This is a genomic window from Streptomyces sp. MK7 (assembly GCF_032658145.1).
Taxonomy (GTDB): domain Bacteria; phylum Actinomycetota; class Actinomycetes; order Streptomycetales; family Streptomycetaceae; genus Streptomyces; species Streptomyces spiralis.
Genome location: NZ_JAVACL010000007.1, coordinates 63,442 through 80,430, shown reverse-complemented (window position 1 = coordinate 80,430; position 16,989 = coordinate 63,442). Strand labels below are relative to the sequence as shown.

The 16,989-nt window shown below is 71.8% G+C and carries 19 protein-coding genes; 6 read left to right on the top strand and 13 right to left on the bottom strand.

Features of this window, described 5'->3' with window-relative positions; genetic code table 11:
• Positions 1 to 28: 28 nt before the first annotated feature.
• Entirely contained in the window at positions 29 to 3,178 is a 3,150-nt protein-coding gene (locus tag R2S09_RS11720; RefSeq protein ID WP_316740805.1) for an FAD-linked oxidase C-terminal domain-containing protein, read from the top strand.
• Between the two features lie 251 nt (positions 3,179 to 3,429).
• Here the strand turns inward: R2S09_RS11720 and R2S09_RS11715 are convergent, their stop codons facing one another.
• The 7 genes from R2S09_RS11715 to R2S09_RS11685 are packed head-to-tail and all read right to left on the bottom strand — an operon-like array spanning position 3,430 to position 7,736.
• Positions 3,430 to 5,274 carry a proton-conducting transporter membrane subunit gene (locus R2S09_RS11715; protein ID WP_316740804.1) on the bottom strand — a complete coding sequence of 615 codons (1,845 nt, stop codon included), beginning with the start codon at positions 5,272 to 5,274 and terminating at the stop codon, positions 3,430 to 3,432.
• Positions 5,267 to 5,611, bottom strand: coding sequence for a sodium:proton antiporter (locus tag R2S09_RS11710; protein ID WP_306187312.1), 345 nt, complete (start codon positions 5,609 to 5,611; stop codon positions 5,267 to 5,269). Before R2S09_RS11710 ends, R2S09_RS11715 begins: the two co-directional genes overlap by 8 nt.
• Positions 5,608 to 6,363, bottom strand: a complete 756-nt coding sequence (locus tag R2S09_RS11705; protein ID WP_316740803.1) for an MnhB domain-containing protein — start codon at positions 6,361 to 6,363, stop codon at positions 5,608 to 5,610. The genes R2S09_RS11710 and R2S09_RS11705 overlap by 4 nt, the downstream gene beginning before the upstream one ends.
• Complete coding sequence (locus tag R2S09_RS11700) at positions 6,360 to 6,617, bottom strand: DUF4040 domain-containing protein (protein ID WP_306187309.1); 258 nt, start codon at positions 6,615 to 6,617, stop codon at positions 6,360 to 6,362. The genes R2S09_RS11705 and R2S09_RS11700 overlap by 4 nt, the downstream gene beginning before the upstream one ends.
• Positions 6,614 to 6,982 (bottom strand): monovalent cation/H(+) antiporter subunit G, encoded by a 369-nt coding sequence (locus R2S09_RS11695; RefSeq protein ID WP_306187308.1) that lies wholly within the window; start codon positions 6,980 to 6,982, stop codon positions 6,614 to 6,616. Before R2S09_RS11695 ends, R2S09_RS11700 begins: the two co-directional genes overlap by 4 nt.
• The gene (locus R2S09_RS11690) at positions 6,979 to 7,233 is read right to left on the bottom strand and encodes a monovalent cation/H+ antiporter complex subunit F (RefSeq protein WP_316740800.1); all 255 of its coding nucleotides are present in this window, start codon (positions 7,231 to 7,233) and stop codon (positions 6,979 to 6,981) included. The genes R2S09_RS11695 and R2S09_RS11690 overlap by 4 nt, the downstream gene beginning before the upstream one ends.
• Complete coding sequence (locus R2S09_RS11685; RefSeq protein WP_306187304.1) at positions 7,230 to 7,736, bottom strand: hypothetical protein; 507 nt, start codon at positions 7,734 to 7,736, stop codon at positions 7,230 to 7,232. The genes R2S09_RS11690 and R2S09_RS11685 overlap by 4 nt, the downstream gene beginning before the upstream one ends.
• A 529-nt stretch (positions 7,737 to 8,265) precedes the next feature.
• On the opposite strand from R2S09_RS11685, the gene R2S09_RS11675 reads away from it, so the two are divergent.
• Positions 8,266 to 9,015 carry a hypothetical protein gene (locus tag R2S09_RS11675; RefSeq protein WP_316740798.1) on the top strand — a complete coding sequence of 250 codons (750 nt, stop codon included), beginning with the start codon at positions 8,266 to 8,268 and terminating at the stop codon, positions 9,013 to 9,015.
• On the opposite strand, the gene R2S09_RS11670 is transcribed toward R2S09_RS11675, so the two are convergent.
• The 3 genes from R2S09_RS11670 to R2S09_RS11660 all read right to left on the bottom strand — a co-directional run bounded on the left by R2S09_RS11670 (position 9,002) and on the right by R2S09_RS11660 (position 10,763).
• Complete coding sequence (locus R2S09_RS11670; RefSeq protein ID WP_316740797.1) at positions 9,002 to 9,523, bottom strand: hypothetical protein; 522 nt, start codon at positions 9,521 to 9,523, stop codon at positions 9,002 to 9,004. The two genes, R2S09_RS11675 and R2S09_RS11670, sit on opposite strands and share 14 nt — an antisense overlap.
• A 185-nt stretch (positions 9,524 to 9,708) precedes the next feature.
• Positions 9,709 to 10,122 carry an SPW repeat protein gene (locus tag R2S09_RS11665; protein ID WP_316740796.1) on the bottom strand — a complete coding sequence of 138 codons (414 nt, stop codon included), beginning with the start codon at positions 10,120 to 10,122 and terminating at the stop codon, positions 9,709 to 9,711.
• A 260-nt stretch (positions 10,123 to 10,382) separates the two neighbouring features.
• Complete coding sequence (locus R2S09_RS11660) at positions 10,383 to 10,763, bottom strand: retropepsin-like aspartic protease (protein WP_316740794.1); 381 nt, start codon at positions 10,761 to 10,763, stop codon at positions 10,383 to 10,385.
• A 299-nt stretch (positions 10,764 to 11,062) separates the two neighbouring features.
• On the opposite strand from R2S09_RS11660, the gene R2S09_RS40540 reads away from it, so the two are divergent.
• Positions 11,063 to 11,137 carry a hypothetical protein gene (locus tag R2S09_RS40540; protein WP_399143944.1) on the top strand — a complete coding sequence of 25 codons (75 nt, stop codon included), beginning with the start codon at positions 11,063 to 11,065 and terminating at the stop codon, positions 11,135 to 11,137.
• Positions 11,138 to 11,211: 74 nt separating this feature from the next.
• Here R2S09_RS40540 and R2S09_RS11655 read toward each other — a convergent pair whose 3' ends face one another.
• Complete coding sequence (locus R2S09_RS11655) at positions 11,212 to 12,003, bottom strand: ribonuclease BN (protein WP_399143941.1); 792 nt, start codon at positions 12,001 to 12,003, stop codon at positions 11,212 to 11,214.
• A gap of 410 nt (positions 12,004 to 12,413) precedes the next feature.
• Here R2S09_RS11655 and R2S09_RS11650 point away from each other — a divergent pair, with 410 nt between their 5' ends.
• Both R2S09_RS11650 and R2S09_RS11645 read left to right on the top strand, forming a co-directional pair.
• Positions 12,414 to 13,310: a DMT family transporter gene (locus R2S09_RS11650; protein WP_316740792.1), complete on the top strand. Its 897-nt coding sequence runs from the start codon at positions 12,414 to 12,416 to the stop codon at positions 13,308 to 13,310.
• Positions 13,307 to 14,833 (top strand): MFS transporter, encoded by a 1,527-nt coding sequence (locus R2S09_RS11645; RefSeq protein WP_316740790.1) that lies wholly within the window; start codon positions 13,307 to 13,309, stop codon positions 14,831 to 14,833. Before R2S09_RS11650 ends, R2S09_RS11645 begins: the two co-directional genes overlap by 4 nt.
• An 82-nt stretch (positions 14,834 to 14,915) precedes the next feature.
• Here the strand turns inward: R2S09_RS11645 and R2S09_RS11640 are convergent, their stop codons facing one another.
• A complete protein-coding gene (locus R2S09_RS11640) occupies positions 14,916 to 15,308 on the bottom strand; it encodes a hypothetical protein (protein WP_306187294.1) in 393 nt (130 codons plus the stop codon).
• A gap of 247 nt (positions 15,309 to 15,555) precedes the next feature.
• Between R2S09_RS11640 and R2S09_RS11635 the strand changes: the two genes are divergently transcribed.
• A complete protein-coding gene (locus tag R2S09_RS11635) occupies positions 15,556 to 15,987 on the top strand; it encodes a phage holin family protein (protein WP_306187293.1) in 432 nt (143 codons plus the stop codon).
• A gap of 122 nt (positions 15,988 to 16,109) precedes the next feature.
• On the opposite strand, the gene R2S09_RS11630 is transcribed toward R2S09_RS11635, so the two are convergent.
• Positions 16,110 to 16,907: a helix-turn-helix domain-containing protein gene (locus R2S09_RS11630; RefSeq protein WP_316740789.1), complete on the bottom strand. Its 798-nt coding sequence runs from the start codon at positions 16,905 to 16,907 to the stop codon at positions 16,110 to 16,112.
• Positions 16,908 to 16,989: the final 82 nt, after the last annotated feature.

Below are 16,989 nucleotides of genomic sequence, written 5' to 3'. Positions count from 1 at the left end.
CAGGCTCGCAGAAGGAGAGTGCACACCGATGGCGAAGCCCACCCGCCGGACGACACGTGAGATCCCGGCCAAGACCCATCCGGAGATCCCCGGAGCGCCACGCGCCCGCCAGACGCTCGACGTCGGCGCGCTGGAGCGGGCCCTGCGCAAGGCCGTGGACGGCGAAGTCCGGTTCGACGCCGGCTCGCTCGGGCTGTACGCCCAGGACGCGTCCAACTTCCGCCAGGTGCCCATCGGCGTCGTCGTCCCGCGCACCCTCGACGACGTCGTCGCCGTGCACAAGGTCTGCCACCGCTTCGGCGCCCCCATCCTCAACCGGGGCGGCGGGACCAGCCTGTCCGGTGAGACGGTCAACGAGGCCGTGGTGATCGACCACTCCAAGTACCTCACCCGCATCGGCAAGATCGACGTCCGCCGCCGTCTGGTCACCTGCGAACCCGGCGTCATCAACGAGGAGCTGAACCGGCACACCGGCAGGCACAACCTGGTGTTCGGCCCCGATCCCTCCTCCCACTCCCGGTGCGTGATCGGCGGCAACATCGGCAACAACTCCTGCGGCATCCACTCCGTGCAGTCGCAGCTGTACGGACCCGGCCCGCGCACCAGCGACAACGTGGACGCCCTCGAGGTCGTCACCTACGACGGCGCCCGCTTCTGGGTCGGGGTGAACGAGGAGGACCAGCTGGACGCCGTCATCGCCGCGGGCGGCCGCAAGGGCGAGATCTACGCCGCGCTGCGCGACCTGCGCGACAAGTACGCCGACGCCATCCGGGCCGGGTTCCGCTCGGCCGAGGAGGTGCCGCGCCGGGTGTCCGGCTACAACCTCGACGAACTCCTGCCCGAGCGCGGCTTCAACGTCGCCCGCGCCCTGGTCGGCACCGAGAGCACCTGTGCCACCGCCCTGCAGGCGGTCCTCAAGCTCACCCCCGCCATGCTGCAGCGGACCACCGTGGTCGTGGAGTACGACCAGCTGCACGACGCGGCCGAGCACTGCATGGAGATCATCGAGCGCTTCAAGCCCATCGGTCTCGAGGGACTCGATCACGAACTCATCCGCGACCAGCAGCTGCAGCACATGAACGTGCAGGACCTGCAGGAGCTGCCGCGTCTTGGGGGCGCGGCCTGGCTGCTGGTGCAGTTCGGCGCGGACACCGCCGAGGAGTCCATCGAGCAGGCCGAGCGCTTCACCCGATGGCTCACCGACGACAAGGGATACGAACGGGACCGCATCCGCATCGCCAAGAGCAAACAGGAGGGCGGCACCAGCGGCGACCTGTGGGCGATCAGGGAGAGCGGCCTCGGTTCCACCTCGTTCCCGGGCGGCAAGGACCACTGGCCCGGCTGGGAGGACTCCGCGGTCCCGCCGTCCAGGACCGGCGAATACGTGCGGGCGCTGCGCAGGCTGATGGACAAGCACGGCCTCGACGGTGCGATGTACGGCCACTTCGGGCAGGGCTGCATCCACTGCCGCCTGAGCTTCGACCTGCGCACCGCCGAAGGCATCAGCACCTACCGGGCGTTCATGGAGGAGGCCGCCGACCTGTGCGTCTCCCTGGGCGGCTCGGTCTCCGGCGAGCACGGCGACGGACAGCAGCGCGGCGAACTGCTGGAGAAGCAGTTCGGACCGGAACTCGTCCAGGCCATGCGGGAGTTCAAGGCCATCTGGGACCCGCAGTGGAAGATGAGCCCCGGCAAGGTCGTCGACGCCTACCGGATGGACGAGAACCTCAAGCTCGGCACCGACTACAACCCGCCGCGCCACCCGGTGAAGTTCGCTTATGAAGAGGACGGCGGGGACTTCGCCCACGCGACGATCCGCTGCGTCGGCATCGGCAAGTGCCGGGTGCCGCAGGCCGAGACGACGATGTGCCCCAGCTACCAGGTCACCCGCGAGGAGAAGCACACCACCCGCGGCCGGGCCCGGCTGCTGTACGAGATGCTCAAGGGGGACGTCATCACCGACGGCTGGCAGTCGAAGGAGGTGTACGACGCCCTCGACCTGTGCCTGGCCTGCAAGGGCTGCACCAACGACTGCCCCGTCAGCGTCGACATGCCCACCTACAAGGCGGAGTTCCTCTACCACCACTTCAAGTCGCCCAGCCGCCGGCGCCCCCGCCACGCCTACGCCTTCGGCTTCATCGACCAGGCCGCACGCGTCGCCTCCCGCATCCCGGAACTCGCCAACCTCGCCACCCACACCCCCGGCCTCGCCCGGATCGCCAAGCTGGTCGCCGGCATCGACCGGCGCCGCCCGCTGCCCCGCTTCGCTCCCATGACACTCCAGGAGTGGTTCACCCGCCGAGGTGGCACCGCCAACCCCGCCGGCCGCCCGGTCGTGCTGTTCCCCGACACCTTCAACAACTACTTCCACACCGGCGTCGGTGTGGCCTGCGTGGAGGCGATCGAGGCCGCGGGATGGCGGGTCGTCATGCCCGAACAGCACATCTGCTGCGGCCGTCCCCTGTACGACTACGGCTTCCTCGACGCTGCCGAGCGCTACCTCCACAACGTGCTGGACGTCCTCCGCCCCCACCTGCGGACGGACACCCCCGTCGTCGGCATGGAACCGAGCTGCCTGGCCGTCTTCAAGGACGAACTTCCCAAGCTGCTTCCGCACGACGACGATGCCGCGCGTCTCACCAAGAACGCCTACCACTTCCCGGAGTTCTTCCAGACCTTCGGCATCGACCCGCCGAAGCTCGACGGCACCGCCCTGCTCTGGGGCCACTGCCACCACCGTGCCACCGGCGGCATGGACCCGGAGCAGGAGCTGCTGGAGAAGATGGGCCTTCAGGTGCGAAACCTCCAGGGCGGCTGCTGCGGCCTCGCCGGCTCCTGGGGCTTCGAATCGGGCAAGTACGAGATCTCCCTGGACTGCGGCGAACAGGCCCTGTTGCCCGCCGTCCGTGACGCCGAGGACGACTGCCTGATCGTCGCCGACGGCTTCTCCTGCAAGACCCAGATCAAGGACGCGGGCACGGGCCGCCGTGCGCTGCACGTCGCCGAGGTGATGAAGCTGGCCCGGGAGAAGGGCAGGGACGGGGTGAGCCGGCTCCCGGAGCGCGGCGCCGCCTCCGTGCCGAAGCCCCCGGCGGGCAAACGGCTCCTCAGGCTCTCGGCCGCCACCGCCCTGGGCGCGGCGCTGACCGCCGCCGGCGTCCGCGTCGTACGCAAGTGACCGGACCGGACTGGCAGAACCGAAGGAAGCGATCACGACGGAGACGACCGGCGCCAAGGCGCCTCCCCGCCCGCGGACGATGTGATGCGGGATCCTGCCGGCGCGGCACACCCGCGTCCGGGAGGTGTTCGGCAAGGTGAAGCAGGGCGGCGGTGCGGAGAGACGGAAGCGTTCCACGTACGCCTCGCCGACGAGGGCCGGCGGCGCGTACGAAGGCGCACCGGCCGGCCCGCACCGCCCCGCCCGGTGGGCTACCGCAGGGTCAGGGACCACCCGGCCCCGAGCGCCGCCAGCCCCACCGTGAACCACAGGGCGTAGTCGCCCACCGAGCCGTCGTGCAGGCGCTTCAGCGCGCCGGCCGGGGCGAGCAGGGCCCGGCGGAGTCCGCCGGCGAAGCGCTGCCACCACAGGGACAGCGCCGCCAGCACCACCGCCCCGCCGGACGAGGCAAGCGCCCAGAGCCAGGTTCCCGCGAACGGTGAGGGACCAGCCGTCTCGGGGGGCGCCGGTGGGAGCGGTCCGCCGAGCACGTGCGCCGCGGTCCGCCGGGGTTCGGTGACCGCGTGGGCCACATGGGTGAACCAGGCGTCGACACCCGGCAGCAGCGCCAGGCCGTACCCGAGGAGGACCAGCACCAGGGGCGGCGTCAGCATCACCGCCCGGTGCCCGGGGCTGCCCCAGCCCTCGTGGCTCCGGGAGCCGGGTTCCGGTTCGCCCTCGTCGGGTTCGGTCGGCTGGCTGGTCAGGGCCGGGTCCTTCCTGGGGCCCCAGCCCAGGAAGATCCGGGCGGCCGACCGGAGGAAAACCGCCCCGGTCGCCGCGGCTCCGCACACGAGCACCACCGTCAGCCAGCGCAAGCCGCCGGAACCGGCGATCAGCGCGGTTCCCAGGAACGGACCGAAGGGTGGTGCCAGGGCGAGCCCCATCCCGCAGCAGGCCAGCAGGACTCCGGGCACGACACCGCGGCGGTCGCGCCCGCGACCGTGCAGCAGTAGCTCGTCGCTGCCGCCGAGCCACTGGATGACAGCGCCCACCAGGAGGAACAGGGCCGCTTTCAGCATGCCCTCGGTGACGAGCAGGACCGTCGAGCCCGCCAGCCCCCGCGGTGTGAGCAGGGCGATCCCGGCGAGCATCGCCCCGCCGCCCGCCACCGTGGCGAAGGCCAGTTGTCTTTTGAGATTCGCTTCCAGCAGGGCCATGGCCGCACCGACCACGACCGAGGCGACGGCGAAGCAGAGCAGCGCGGTGCGGACCGCGTGGTGGTGGAAGGCGAGCGCTTCGGAGAACCCGTCCCAGTAGATCCGGGCCAGGGTGTGGAAGGCGAGATCGCTCATGACACCGGCGAACAGCGCGCCCACCGGAGCGGGGACCACGGTGTAGGCGTCCGCCAGCCAGAAGTGGAAGGGTACGGCCCCCGCCTTGACCAGCAGCCCGGCCGTGACCAGCGTGAAGCCGACGATCACCGGCCCGCCGGGGGGCTGCGCGCGCAGGGTCTCGCCGATCTGGGCGAGGTTGAGGGCACCCGTGCGGCCGTAGACCAGGGCGATGCCGAGCAGCATCGTCAGTGTGCCGATCGAGTTCAGCAGCGCGAAGTTCACCGCGCCCTGCACCACCCCCGGCTGCTGGATCCGGTAGCCGCACAGCGCGTAGGCGGCCACGCTCATCAGTTCCAGCCAGACGAAGATGTTGAACAGGTCCGCGGAGAGCGAGAAGCCCACCATCCCGGCGAGCAGGGCCAGGACCAGCGCCTGGTAGAGGTGCCCGACCTCCTCGAAGTAGCGCCAGGAGAAGACCAGGCTCGCCACGGTGAGCAGTCCGGACAGTGCGGCGAGCGTGGCGCCGGCCGGTTCGACGACGAACGCGATTCCGATGGCCAGGCCCCGGACCGGATGCCAGCCGCCGAACCAGTACACGAGCGGCTCGCTCTGCCTGGTGACGGCCAGGGCGGCCGCCATCGCGGTGACGGCGGCGGCCGCGACGAGGGCCACGATGTCGGGGGCGCGCCGGGGGAGCCAGTGGGCGGAGGCGGCCAGCAGCGCGGCCGTGCACAGTGGCACGACCACGGTGAGGGGGGCGAGGACGCTCGGGTCAGCCACGGACCTGCGCCAGCTCGTCGGGGTCCAGTGTGCCGGTGTCCCGGTGGCTCTGCTGGGCCAGGGCGAGCATCAGCGCGAGCACGACCACGCTGACCACCACATCGGTGAGGGTGAGGGCCTGGACGATCGGGTCCGCCATGGGCTTGCCCGGCTGGGCGCCTTGTGCGATGGGTGCCTGGCCGTTGCGTACGGACCCGAGGGCGACCATCGCCACATAGGTCGCGGACTGCGTCACGGTCAGACTCACCGCGGCGTGGATGTAGTTGCGACTGCTGACGACGCCGTACAGACCGGTGACGAACAGGACACCGGACACGACATAGGGGTAGACGGTCACCCGGCCTCCCGGTTCCTCTTCGGCGGCGGCACGGTGGCGATGTACTCCTGCAGGAACTCATGGAAGATCAGGACTCCGGCGGCGGCCACCTCCAGCCCGGTGGACCAGTTCAGCAGGGCGATGGTGCCTCCGGACGCGAGCGTTCCGGTGGTCCCGCCGGGCAGGAATCCGGCGAGATAGGCCTGGCCGGCCACGACCGCCGCCAGCCCGACGCCGATGAACGCGGCGGCACCCGTGCCCTCGGCGGCGTCGACCAGGGAGGTGGGGCTCGCTCTCCGGTGGCTGCGGTAGCTCCCGGCGATCCAGACGAGCAGCGCGGCGTAGGCACAGACCATGCCCCCCTGGAAACCGCCGCCGGGCGTGAGGTAGCCGTAGGCGACCGTCCACAGCCCGAGCAGCAGCACGACCGGCACCATCAGCAGGCCCGCCTGCCGCACGGCCACACTCTTCATCCGGTCCTCGGGCCGCTCGCCGGGCTTGTCCCGGGCATCCCGCAGGAGCAGCGCCGTGCCCATCACGCTGGTGAAGAGGATGAGCTCCTCGCCGAGCGTGTCCCAGCCCCGGTAGTCGAAGACCACGGCCGTGGGGATGTTGGTGACATGGCGCTGTGCGACGGCGTGCCGCAGGACGTAGGCGGCGTACGGGCGGGCGGGGGAGCCGAACGACGGCAGCCCGGTCAGTCCCCACAGCAGCACCCCGGCCAGGACCGCGGCGGCTCCGGCGAACAGCACCAGGCGAAGACGCCGGTTCATCCGTGATCCTCCTCCTTCCGGTTCCGGCGACGGGTGCGCTGGATGGTCGTCAGCAGCAGCATCGGGTAGGCCACGGTGGAGACCACGGTGACGGAGATGGCGACGTCCGGCGCCTGGAGCACGGTGAACAGCACCGCCAGCGCCAGGCCGAACAGGCCGTTCACGACGGTCTGGCGCAGGGGGTCGTGGCAGGCCACCACGGCGACCCCGAGCACCCCCGCGAGGGTGAGGACGACACCTTCCAGAACAGTCACCCGGAGGCCTCCGGTGGCGTACCGCTCGACCCGTGCCCGTTCTCGGGCGGTCCCTGCGGGGAGGGCGGGCCGGAGTCCCGCAGGACGCGATGCCGTGCCGCCCGCCCGGTCGCATGCGTCAGCACCGGGTTGAGGACCACGAGGAAGAGCAGTGCGGCCAGCGCCTGGACCGTGCCCGACGGCGAGGAGAACGGGGACAGCGCCACGGACACGCCGATCAGAACGGGGCCGACCGTCGTGCCCGCGGCGGCGAAGTGCAGCCGGTCGAAGACGTCCCGCATCCACCACACCCCGACGCAGCACACCAACTGGGCGGCGACCCCGGTGGCCAGGGCCACGTCCGACGCGACGCGGGCGGCGCTCACGGGGTGCGGTCCAGGAAGCGAGCGAACAGCAGACCGCCGACCCAGCTGAGCAGTGCCATGAGGAGCGCCACCCCGGTGGCCGACGAGCTGCCGGTGCCGACCGATACGCACACCAGCGCCAGTGTGGTCGTCGCCCCGGCGAGTTCCAGGGCCACGAGGCCGTCGACGGGCGGCTCCCGCATGCCCACCGCCAGCAGCGGCAGCAGCCCCGCGAGCAGCGCGCTCGCGGCGATCAGAAACCCCTCTTTCACAGCGGCTCCTCCGACGCCCGCACGGGCCGCAGATCGTGCAGCAGAGCCCGGCCGTCCCGCGGGTCGATGTCGATCACGTAGGCGTTCGGCGAGTAGGTGGCGATGACGGCGAGCATCGCCGCGGTCGCGGCGACGTCGGACGTGGGGGTCCCGGTGAGACCGGTCTCCTTGCGGACGAACCGGCCGACCGGCCCGCGCCGCCCCCGGACCATGCTCTGGACCAGCACGCCCACGACGATCCCGAAGTCGACCACGGTCTGCCGGGCGGCCGACGGCAGGGCCGTCACCGCCCGCCACCGCGGCCGTCTCGCCGACAGGCCGAGGGCGACCGTGATCTGCCGGGCCGCCGCGGCGACGCCGGCCGCGACCGCCCCCCACAGGGCCGTCGCCACGTCGGCCTGCCCGCTGAAGAGGAACCACAGCGGGTACAGCAGGCACCACGCGGCCAGACCCGTGAGCGCTCGCCGCGTGGCGGGTCGCCGGACGAGGGCCGGACGCTTCATCGTGTTCCCGGGGACGCCATCATGGGCCGGTGGGTACCCGACTGACCGCTGTGGTACGCCGTCTCTCACCCACATGGTCGTGGAACCACGAGGGCGGCCGGCGCGCGGTACCCCGGGATCACCGCGACGGCCCGCGCCCCGGCCGTAGGGGCATGTGGGCGCCATCCGCCCGGATCACCGTGACGTCGGGGTCCTTCCGGCCGAGTCGTCGCAGGTCGCCCCGTCGACAGCGATGCGGGTGGTGGACCGGCTGATCGCCGCCGGGCCGGCGGACGGCGGACCGGCAGTCCGACGGTCGGCGCTCATCGAAGCCCTCGACGCCCGTCGTCGCCGGTTCCGTGAGACGCCCCGTCACCGGTCTCGAGAGGTTTTGCATAATGCAAGGCACAGGACCGACGGGTTCCGGACGTGACCGCACACGGTGCGCGCATGGCGCTGGACCCGACTCGGGCGTGGCACAGGGACGAGCAGGGGGTGACAGGCCGTGCGCCGACGGCGTCACCGCCCGCTGCCTGCGGACGCGCACGTGATGACGCACTTGCGTACCACCGTGTGGGGGCCTGCGGAGTTCACCGGGTTTCCGCCCCGGCGGCTCGTCGTGCACGGGATGGTCACAGGGCTGCTCGGTGTGACGGCCATCCTCGGCACCGCGCTCGTGGGAGCGTGGACGGGCCTGTCCGCGCTGGCCGACGGGGCAGGCGGGCTCGCCTGTGCGGCAGCGCTCGTCCTCTACCTGTGGTGGGTCGGCGCGGGGCGTGCGTTGGTCGGCGCGGTGGCGGTACTCGGCGTGTTCCTCGCCCTCCAGGCTCCGCAGGCTGCTGCCGGTGTCGTCCTGGCGGAGCGGGGCCGGGTGCAGCCCGTGGTGGTCACCGCGGTTCAGGAGGGGCGCGCGCCCGGCCGCGAGAGCGACCGCTACGTGTGTTCGGTCACCGACGCCCACGGCGTACCGCTCAAAGTCCGGATCTGGCGCGGCTGTGGCGACGCCACCCGGCCAGGAGACGCGCTGGCCGTCGTCTACGATCCCCGTGGGACCGTACCGCCGCGGGGTCTGGAGCCGGGGGCCGGGGGAATCGGGGCGCTCCGTGATCTGGTGTCTTGGGCTGCCGTGCTCGGTGCCGGATGCGCCATCACCGTGATCCGGTCCTACCGGTTGTCCGGACAACCGTGGGCGGTACCGGGCGCGGAGCAGAGCGACGGGCTCCGCCGGCCGGCCGGTCGTCGAGTACGGACCTGTCGCACGGCCGGAGTGAGTCGCCGGAGGCGGTTCACGAGGAGGTGACGCGCGCCTGGAGGCGGACCAGGCCGGCCACACCGAACTGAAGGCTCACCGGCAGTGTGTGCCGGGACGTGATTCCGCGCACGTGGTGCAGGAGGACACGGGGACCGGTGCCCCCGAAGGTGACCTTGGTGCCGTTCTCCAGAAGAATCCCCGCTGTCGACAGGGATCCGTTCCCTTCGCGGGACTTGCCCCCGACGAGGACGCCTCGTCCGCCGTCCGGAGTGGCCACCATGCCGAGGTGCTCGGGAGCACCGTCGTCGTTGCGTACCGTCATGGCGAGAGTGCCGTTGCCCGAACGGTCCAGATGCGCGACCGCGTCGGTGATCGACAGCTCTGCCCCGTACACGTCGACGTCGGCCCGGCCAGGTGTGCCGTCGGAGCCGGGGGAGCCGGCGGCTGTTCGCGGGCCGGGGGTCTGGTGGTGGGTGTCGGCGGTACAGCCGGCCGTCAGGAGGCTCACTGCCGCGGCGAGGGAAACCGCCGCGGCGAGGCGAGTGCGTGTGGCCATCGGAGTCATATTTGCATAATGCCAAGGTCCCTCTTCGGCCCTCCACCCGCCCCACCCGTGCCGGCCGGAGCGGGCAGACCGCAACCCAAGACGGCAAGGCCGCGCGGGCCCGGGCGGGAGGACCCGGGCCCGGCCGGTCGCCGGACACCGGCGCGGTGACCGGCTGCCGGCGGCGGGCTGCCGGCTCAGGAACCGCGTGCCATCGCCGTGGTCATGAGGCCGAGGACGAGAGCTACGGCTCCGGTGGCGGTGTTGCTGGCAATCGTGCCTGTCGTGGCCGACGCGTGCTGTATCGCCCAGGGGGCGACGATGGCCCAGGCACCGATGGCGGCCGCCGCCCAGCCCATGCCGAAGGTCCGCTCGAAGACCGAGCCGAAGCCGAAGGCCAGGACGGCCAGGGCGATGCCGGTGACGAGATTGCTCACGGCCAGCGGGTTGCCGTTGAATCCGATCACCCAGGGGGAGATCGCCAGGTACAGGCCGGTCAGCAGGGTCAGGCCCTCCGTCGCCTGCGCGGTCGGCCGGGCCGAGATCTCGGTGGCCCGAGCCCGCATCGCCTGGATGTCGGGGTGTTCTTCGATACGCGAGTGCATGACCATAGCGGCCCACCTTCTCCCTCGTCTTTCTCCTCTTCTCCTTCCCGCGTATCCGTCCAGAGCGGTTGAAACCTTGGCACAGTGCAAAAGATGTGGATTGTCAGACCCGGCCTGGCGTCGTTGCTTCCGCCCGGCGGCTCGCGAGCATTCCCCGGGCCGTGGACATCGAGGGCCGGGCCGGAGCGCGAGCCGCCGGACCGGTCGACGCCCGCCCCCGTGGCCGGCTGCCGTGCCGGCATCCGCGGGCTCGGGGCTGGGCCGTCTCAGTCGGCGGGGAGGCGCAGAACCTCGTGTCGGTAGTCGACGGTGATGCTGCCGAACCGGCTGAGGACGTCCGAGCCGAGCAGGCCCTGGATGTCAGGACCTCCCTTTTGGATCCGCATGTCGATGACCGTGGCGTCGGCCGGAGCCAGCCGGATGGTGCCGGCCTTCCACCTGTGCAGTTCGACCACAGGCACCTGCTGCGTGCCCACGACACCGGTGATGGGCTGCCGCCGGCCCGTCCGGGGCAGACGCAGTTGCCGCGCGACGTCGTCGTCGACGGCGCTGGAGGAGGCGCCGGTGTCCAGCACGAAGCGGAACGGTCCCTTGCCGTTGATGCTCACGGGCACGAAGGCGATGGTCTGCCCGCCGCGTGACACCACGTCGAGCGGCACCTCTCGCGTTCTGGATGCCTTCGTCGGGGTCCGGGAGGCGCTGTCGGGCGCCTGCCCCGACTCAGTGGTGCACCCAGCCAGGAGAAGGGCCGCCAGGCATGGCGCCAGCCGGCGAGCAGCGCGCGTAGGACGGACAGGGCGGGGCATACCACCGCTCCTTCGTATCGCGTGGCCTCCCCTCCGGCAGGGTCACCCCGCACGGGCGGCGCAAACCCTCGCGCAGGACCGGCACACCGGTGTGCGCGCATGTGTGAGGCGGTGGGAGGCGCCCGGCGCCTTCGGGCTCCATGGTGCTCGGCTTCTTCACGGCGTGGCCGGTCAACGCCTGGCTGATCCACGCCGGCGGGAAGGAGAAGATGTGACCACGCGAACCGGCGTAAGCCGGTGACGAGCCGGGCCGGCAGTGGCTTTCCTGCCACGTGGCCTTGCTCAGGGATCACCCCTGCTCCGTCTTGTGCGGGTGGTCCTCGCTCAGCCAACGGCCGAGCAGAGCACCACCGAAGACGACGAATCCCACACCGATGAGCCATGACTCGATGACGAGCACCGTGCCGACCGCTCCGTAACTGACCGCGTTGTCGACGATGAGCGGCTGGAAGACCAGCCAGGAGAACCCCCGAAGGCCCATCAGGCCGACCGCGGTCGCGATCGCGCCGGGCAGCAGCCGCCGGCCACGGACCTGGCCGCCCAGCAGGAAGTACTGGCTCCACCAGAAGAAGACCAGGCCCGTCGCCAGGAACATGGCCATCCGCGGCAGGCCGCCCACTGCCTCCCGGGTCTGCTCCTCCTGGTACAGGTACGCGGTGAGCACCACCAGCCAGGTGGCTTGCCGCCAGACCCGGTGCCACGGCCCGGGGGGCAGGTCCCAGACCCGTTCGTAGCCGTTCTGTACGCCTCCGCCGAGAGCGACGCCGAAGATCCCGAGAGCGACGCCACCCCAGACGCTCGTCGCGTCGACCACGGCGCGCGGCGGGGTGATGATGCGCGTGATCACCCGTGCGGACCGCCCGGACAGTCCCATGCCGTCCGCGAGCCAGGCCGCGAAGCCGCCACGGCGCAGCGGGTCGGCCGCGGCCACCACGATCAGCAGCGGCGCCAGGGTGACCAGCGTCATGGTGGCGAAGCCCGTGGCGCGGTGCATCAGCTCCAGTTGCCGGCCGCGCCGGACCAAGGGGTGCGCACCGACCCACTTGGCCGCGTGGTGCAGTCCGCGGAGCAAGCGGGTCACGGCGCGGATGTCCGTCGGCTTGCCCACACGCGGTTGAGTGACCCGCGCACTCTCGTGCAAACGAACGGTGTCGCGGGACACCGGATGAGCGTCGGACGGCCCGGGTCATCTCTTCGACACGCGTGTGCGGTACGACGGCCGGATCGTCGCTCACGAGGACGGACGCGTGGTCCGTGCCGACCGGGACGGAGCCGGGGCCGTCTCCCGCGCGTTCGTCGAAGCGCCGGCGCAGGGTGCGTCGAGCCGGGACGGCGGCTGCTGATCCAGTTCCCGAAGGGGTGTGCCGGGGTGGGATGTGGTTACCCAAGCAGGGTGCTTGGCGCCATGGGCCTTGCGTTCGTCCGGCGGGTGCGCCGGTCGGTCCCGCCGTCGACTCCTGCTGGGTCGCTGTGCTTAGCCCCCTGCTGGCTGTGCTGGCAGCCGTGGCCAACGCGCTGGCCTCCGCGCTGCAGCGCAAGGCGGCCCGGGAGGAGCCGGCGGAGGAGAACCTGACCGTGCGCCTGGTGTGGCATCTGCTGCACCGTCCGGTGTGGTTCGGAGGGATCCTTGCCGTGATCGCAGGCTTTCTGCTGCAGGCCGTCGCCCTGGGCAGCGGCCAGCTCTCCGTGGTGCAGCCGTTGCTCTCCCTCGAACTGCCCGCGGCCCTGATCTTCTCGGGTTTCTTCTTCGGCAGCCGGCTGGGTCCGCGTGAGTGGGGTGCGTCGGCGATCATGGCGGTGGGACTGGCCGGCCTGCTCATCACACTGGGGCCGAGCAGCGGGAGGACCTCCTCTGTCTCCTGGACGGCCTGGTTGATCGGTTGCGGGGCCAACATGTCGCTGGTCGCGGCCGGAGTGCTGTGGGGCCGCAGTGTGTCGGGTGCTCGACGCGCGGCGGTCCTGGGAGCGACCACCGGCGCTACCTTCGGTATGACCGCCGCGCTGATGAAGGGCATGACGAACGCCTTCTCCCGGGGCCTGGTCGCCGTGTTCACCAGCTGGCAGCTGTGGGCGATGATCGTGGCCGGCGCGGGCGCCATGTTCCTTCTGCAGTCGGCGATGCACGCCGGGAAACTCCTGGCCACGCAGCCCGGCCTCACCATGGCCGACCCGGTGGTCGCCATCCTCTGGGGTGTGCTGGTCTTCCACGAGAAGGTCCGCGGCGGCCTGTTCATCCTGCTGGCGGTCCTGGCCGCTGCGGCCGTCGCGGCCGCCGTGATGGTCCTGTCGCGCTCCCCCCTGCTGAGCGGCGAAAGCGGCGCGCACGAAGACGCCGACGAAGCCGGCCGTGAGAAGGACGCAGGCTCCAGGCGCCAGGACGACGCATGAACCCGCGACAGGTCGTCGCGGCACTGGCCGAGCGCGGAGCACGAACCCTCGGTGGACCCGCCCGGGCCCGGGCCGTGCTGACGCTGGCCGGGGCACTGGCGGTGGACGGCGCGGACAAGGGAACCGTGTCGGCCATGGCACCTCAGCTCACGCACGCGTTCGGTATCGGCAACACCCAGATCGGACTGCTGGTCTCCGTCGTGGCGCTGTCCGGCGCGGTGTTCACCATTCCGGCCGGCCTGCTCACCGACCGCACCCGCCGCACCCGTCTGCTCGCCGTCAGCGTGGTCCTGTGGGCCGCGGCGATGCTTCTGGCCGGCGCCAGCACGTCGTACCTGTGGCTGCTCACCTCCCGCGCGGCACTGGGCGCCGTCACCGCCACCGCCGGCCCGACCATCGCCTCCTTGGTGGGGGACTACTTCCCCGCGAAGGACCGGGCCCGGATGTACGGGCTCATCCTCGCCGGCGATCTCGCCGGCACGGGCTTCGGCTTCGCCCTGTCGGGTTCGATCGGATCCTCCCTCACCTGGCGCTTCGCCTTCTGGTGGCTGGTCATCCCCGGCATCGTCCTGGTCCGGTTCATTCATCGCCTTCCCGAACCCGCGCGGGGCGGGCAGTCCCGTCTCGAGCCCGGGCAGGAACACATCTCCGAGGAGCGGGACGTATCCGAAACCGAAGAGCTGCCGGATCACGAGAGCGCCTCGCGGCAGGCCGCCACCGGCCGGCCGGAGAGCGATCCGGCCGTGAAGGCCGCACGGCTGGCGCGGACCGAACCGCATGAGAACCTCGTTCTCCACCGCGATCCCCGCAAGGCGTCCAAGTGGTGGACGATCCGCTACATCCTGCGCGTGCGCACCAACCTGTTGCTGATCCTGGCATCCGCGCTCGGCTACTTCTACTTCACCGGGCTGCGCGCTTTCGCCACCCTGTACACGACCCGCCACTTCGGTGTGTCCACCTCGGTGGCCACCTCCCTGGTGCTCGTCGTGGGCATCGGGGCCCTCGCCGGTGTGCTGTCCGGAGGACGGATCGCCGACCGGCTGCTGCGCGGCGGACGTGTCAACGCGCGCACCCTGGTTCCCGCGGTCTGCGTCCTGACGGCGCCGGTCTTCTTCGCGCCGGCCGTCTACGTCACGTCCCTCGCTGTGGCCGTACCTCTGCTGGTCGTGGGCGCGCTGCTGCTGGGGGCGGTCAACCCGCCGCTGGACGCGGCACGGCTGGACATTCTTCCCCCGTTCCTGTGGGGCACGGGTGAAGGGGTGCGGACCATGTTGCGCACTCTGTGCGAGGCCGTCGCGCCGACCCTGTTCGGCTACTTCTCGGCCGACGTGTTCAGCCGCCAGGGACGTGACAGCGGTACCGGCCTGCAGCACACGCTGCTCTTCTTCCTTCTGGCCCTGGTGGCCGCCGGCCTGCTCGGACTGGTGGCCATGCGCACCTACCCGCGCGATGTGGCCACCGCTCAGGCATCCACCCGGCGGATCGAAGCATCACTGCGAGAACCGCAGGAGCCCGAGGACTGACTGGCGAGGAGACGAGGGCGGCGAGCCATGGCCGATGCCGTCACACAGGACGGAGTGCGACTGGGCTCAGCGGGCCGCCTGATCAGACGCCGTCGTCCGCCGGCCGCATCCGCTTGTTGTGCCAAGCCATGGCACGCCGGATCTCCGGCTCGTGCAGACCGGTACGGCACCCCAGTTCCTCCAGGGAGAGCACGGCCCGGCCGACGGTGAGCGCACAGGTGATCTTCGCGGCCCAGAGCTCCTCCTGCACGAAGGGGCGGTGCCGGTACTCCTCCCGGATGGTCTCGAAGTGTTCGTCGCAGCAGGCGGTGACCAGCCGAAGACCGTCGAACCAGTGCCGCGTGGGATACGCGCAGGACGAGTCGGGGACGTACCCGCTCGTCGCCTCGTCCTCGGGAAAGGACGCGGCACACAGATCGCAGAGTGCCAGGTGGACCGGCTTGGCCCGGCCGCGGTCCTTCCTGCGCTTTCGCATGACGACTCCAGAGTTGCCGGGAGGGCGGTGAGGCCCCACGGGCTCGGGCTGGCCACACCCGTCGTGGGTCCCACAGACGCCGCGCTGTGTGTGTACCCCGGCGGAGCCGGTCATTCCCCGCCGGCCCCGCAGGGGCCGCCCTCGGAGATCCGGCGCGGCCCGGCGCACCGGGGCGCCCGGTGTTTGCGGCTGCTCGCAAGTGGCCACCCGTGGCTTCGGGCAGGCGGTACGAACACAGGAGGCGACGATGCGGACACCGGGCGACGAGGCGTCATCGGGTGCCGGACGGGCGAGCGACGCCGCGAGCCGTCTGGGGCAGGACCTCGCGGAGGTGGCGCGCCGCGAGGTCAGGGCGCTGCGGGACGACCTCATGGCCGGTCTGCGCAGGTTCGGGGTGGGTGGGGCGCTGTTCGCCGGCGCGGGCGTGTGCGGACTCCTGGCGCTGTGCTCGGCGCACGAGACCGCCCTGCGCGGCCTGGAGGCGGTCATGCCGCGCGGCCGGGCCGCCGCGGTGCTCACCTGCGTCTACGGCTGCGGCGCCGCGGTCCTGACCCGGGCGGCGTGCAACCGCGTGAACGCCGCCGCCGAGGCGGCCGCCGACGCCCTGGAGAAGGGAGCCGAGGACCTGGACTCCGCAGCGCCGGCGCCGGGACCGCAAGCGCCGGAGTCCAGTGCCTGAGCCGCCGGTCGCCGGGCTCACCGGCCGTCCGGTGCGACGCCGTACAAGAACGTGTGTCCCACTGATCAGGTGAGGGTGACAACGCATGAACACGCTGGAGCCGCGGTCCGACTCCATGTGCATCAGGTGCGCGGCCCGGCCTGGCAGGGGCTGAGTGCGGGCAGTCGGCCCGCGAAGTACGAGCGGGGCGGGACCCCCATCAGGGACCGGAAGTCGGACGTCATGTGCGACTGGTCGAAGTAGCCGGTCGCGGCGGCGAGTTCGGACCAGCGGGCGTCCGCCGCGCGGGTGACGACCGTGCGGACGCGGTCGATACGGGCGTAGTGCTTGGGTGAGACCCCGACACCCTCGGCGAACAGGTTCCGCAACTGCCGCTCGCTGACGGCCAGTTCCCGGGCGACGTTCCTGACCTGGACCGGTGCCCGGTCGAGCCGCACCGACAACGCGTCCACGCCCGCCCGCAGCAGCGCTGTCCGGGACGGGTCCACCGCGTCGGCCAACAGGCCGGGCAGCACCTCGGCGAGGTGCGGCACCGCCTCTCCCGGATCCAGCCACCGCATCGCGGCCGCGAGCCGCCGCCCCGCCCCGCCCGGCAGCCCCTCCAGCGCCACCACCCGGCCGACCAGCCCGGCGGCCGGAACGCCCAGCAGAGGCCGGGCCGTACCCGGCGCGAGGCACAGCTCCACACACGAGACGCGGGCCTTGCCCTCGTGGTACGAGGCCCGCACCCGCGGCCCGACGGCCAGTACGTCACGCTGTCCGTCCGCCGTGACCCGCAGCACCACCTTGGTCACCGCTTCGGGCAGCCGGACGAAGGTCTCCTCGGGCGGCCTGGTGAAGGACAGGGCCCGCACCCCGGTGATCCAGGGGCTCAGCACCTCGGGCGCGGTCGGCAGTTGTTCGGCGGTGGTGTACGGCACCTTTCCACGGTAGGCGCCCCGCACCGCCGTTCCGGCGGGCCGGCCGTGCCGGAATTTCCAAGAGCCGGGCGCGGCGGGCGGA

Excerpts from the sequence above, each read along its gene's own strand:
- R2S09_RS11720 (WP_316740805.1), top strand. The coding sequence starts at position 29 with ATGGCGAAGCCCACCCGCCGGACGACACGTGAGATCCCGGCCAAGACC.
- R2S09_RS11705 (WP_316740803.1), bottom strand. The coding sequence starts at position 6,363 with ATGAACCGGCGTCTTCGCCTGGTGCTGTTCGCCGGAGCCGCCGCGGTC.
- R2S09_RS11685 (WP_306187304.1), bottom strand. The coding sequence starts at position 7,736 with ATGAAGCGTCCGGCCCTCGTCCGGCGACCCGCCACGCGGCGAGCGCTC.
- R2S09_RS11675 (WP_316740798.1), top strand. The coding sequence starts at position 8,266 with ATGACGCACTTGCGTACCACCGTGTGGGGGCCTGCGGAGTTCACCGGG.
- R2S09_RS11670 (WP_316740797.1), bottom strand. The coding sequence starts at position 9,523 with ATGGCCACACGCACTCGCCTCGCCGCGGCGGTTTCCCTCGCCGCGGCA.
- R2S09_RS11665 (WP_316740796.1), bottom strand. The coding sequence starts at position 10,122 with ATGGTCATGCACTCGCGTATCGAAGAACACCCCGACATCCAGGCGATG.
- R2S09_RS11645 (WP_316740790.1), top strand. The coding sequence starts at position 13,307 with ATGAACCCGCGACAGGTCGTCGCGGCACTGGCCGAGCGCGGAGCACGA.
- R2S09_RS11640 (WP_306187294.1), bottom strand. The coding sequence starts at position 15,308 with ATGCGAAAGCGCAGGAAGGACCGCGGCCGGGCCAAGCCGGTCCACCTG.
- R2S09_RS11635 (WP_306187293.1), top strand. The coding sequence starts at position 15,556 with ATGCGGACACCGGGCGACGAGGCGTCATCGGGTGCCGGACGGGCGAGC.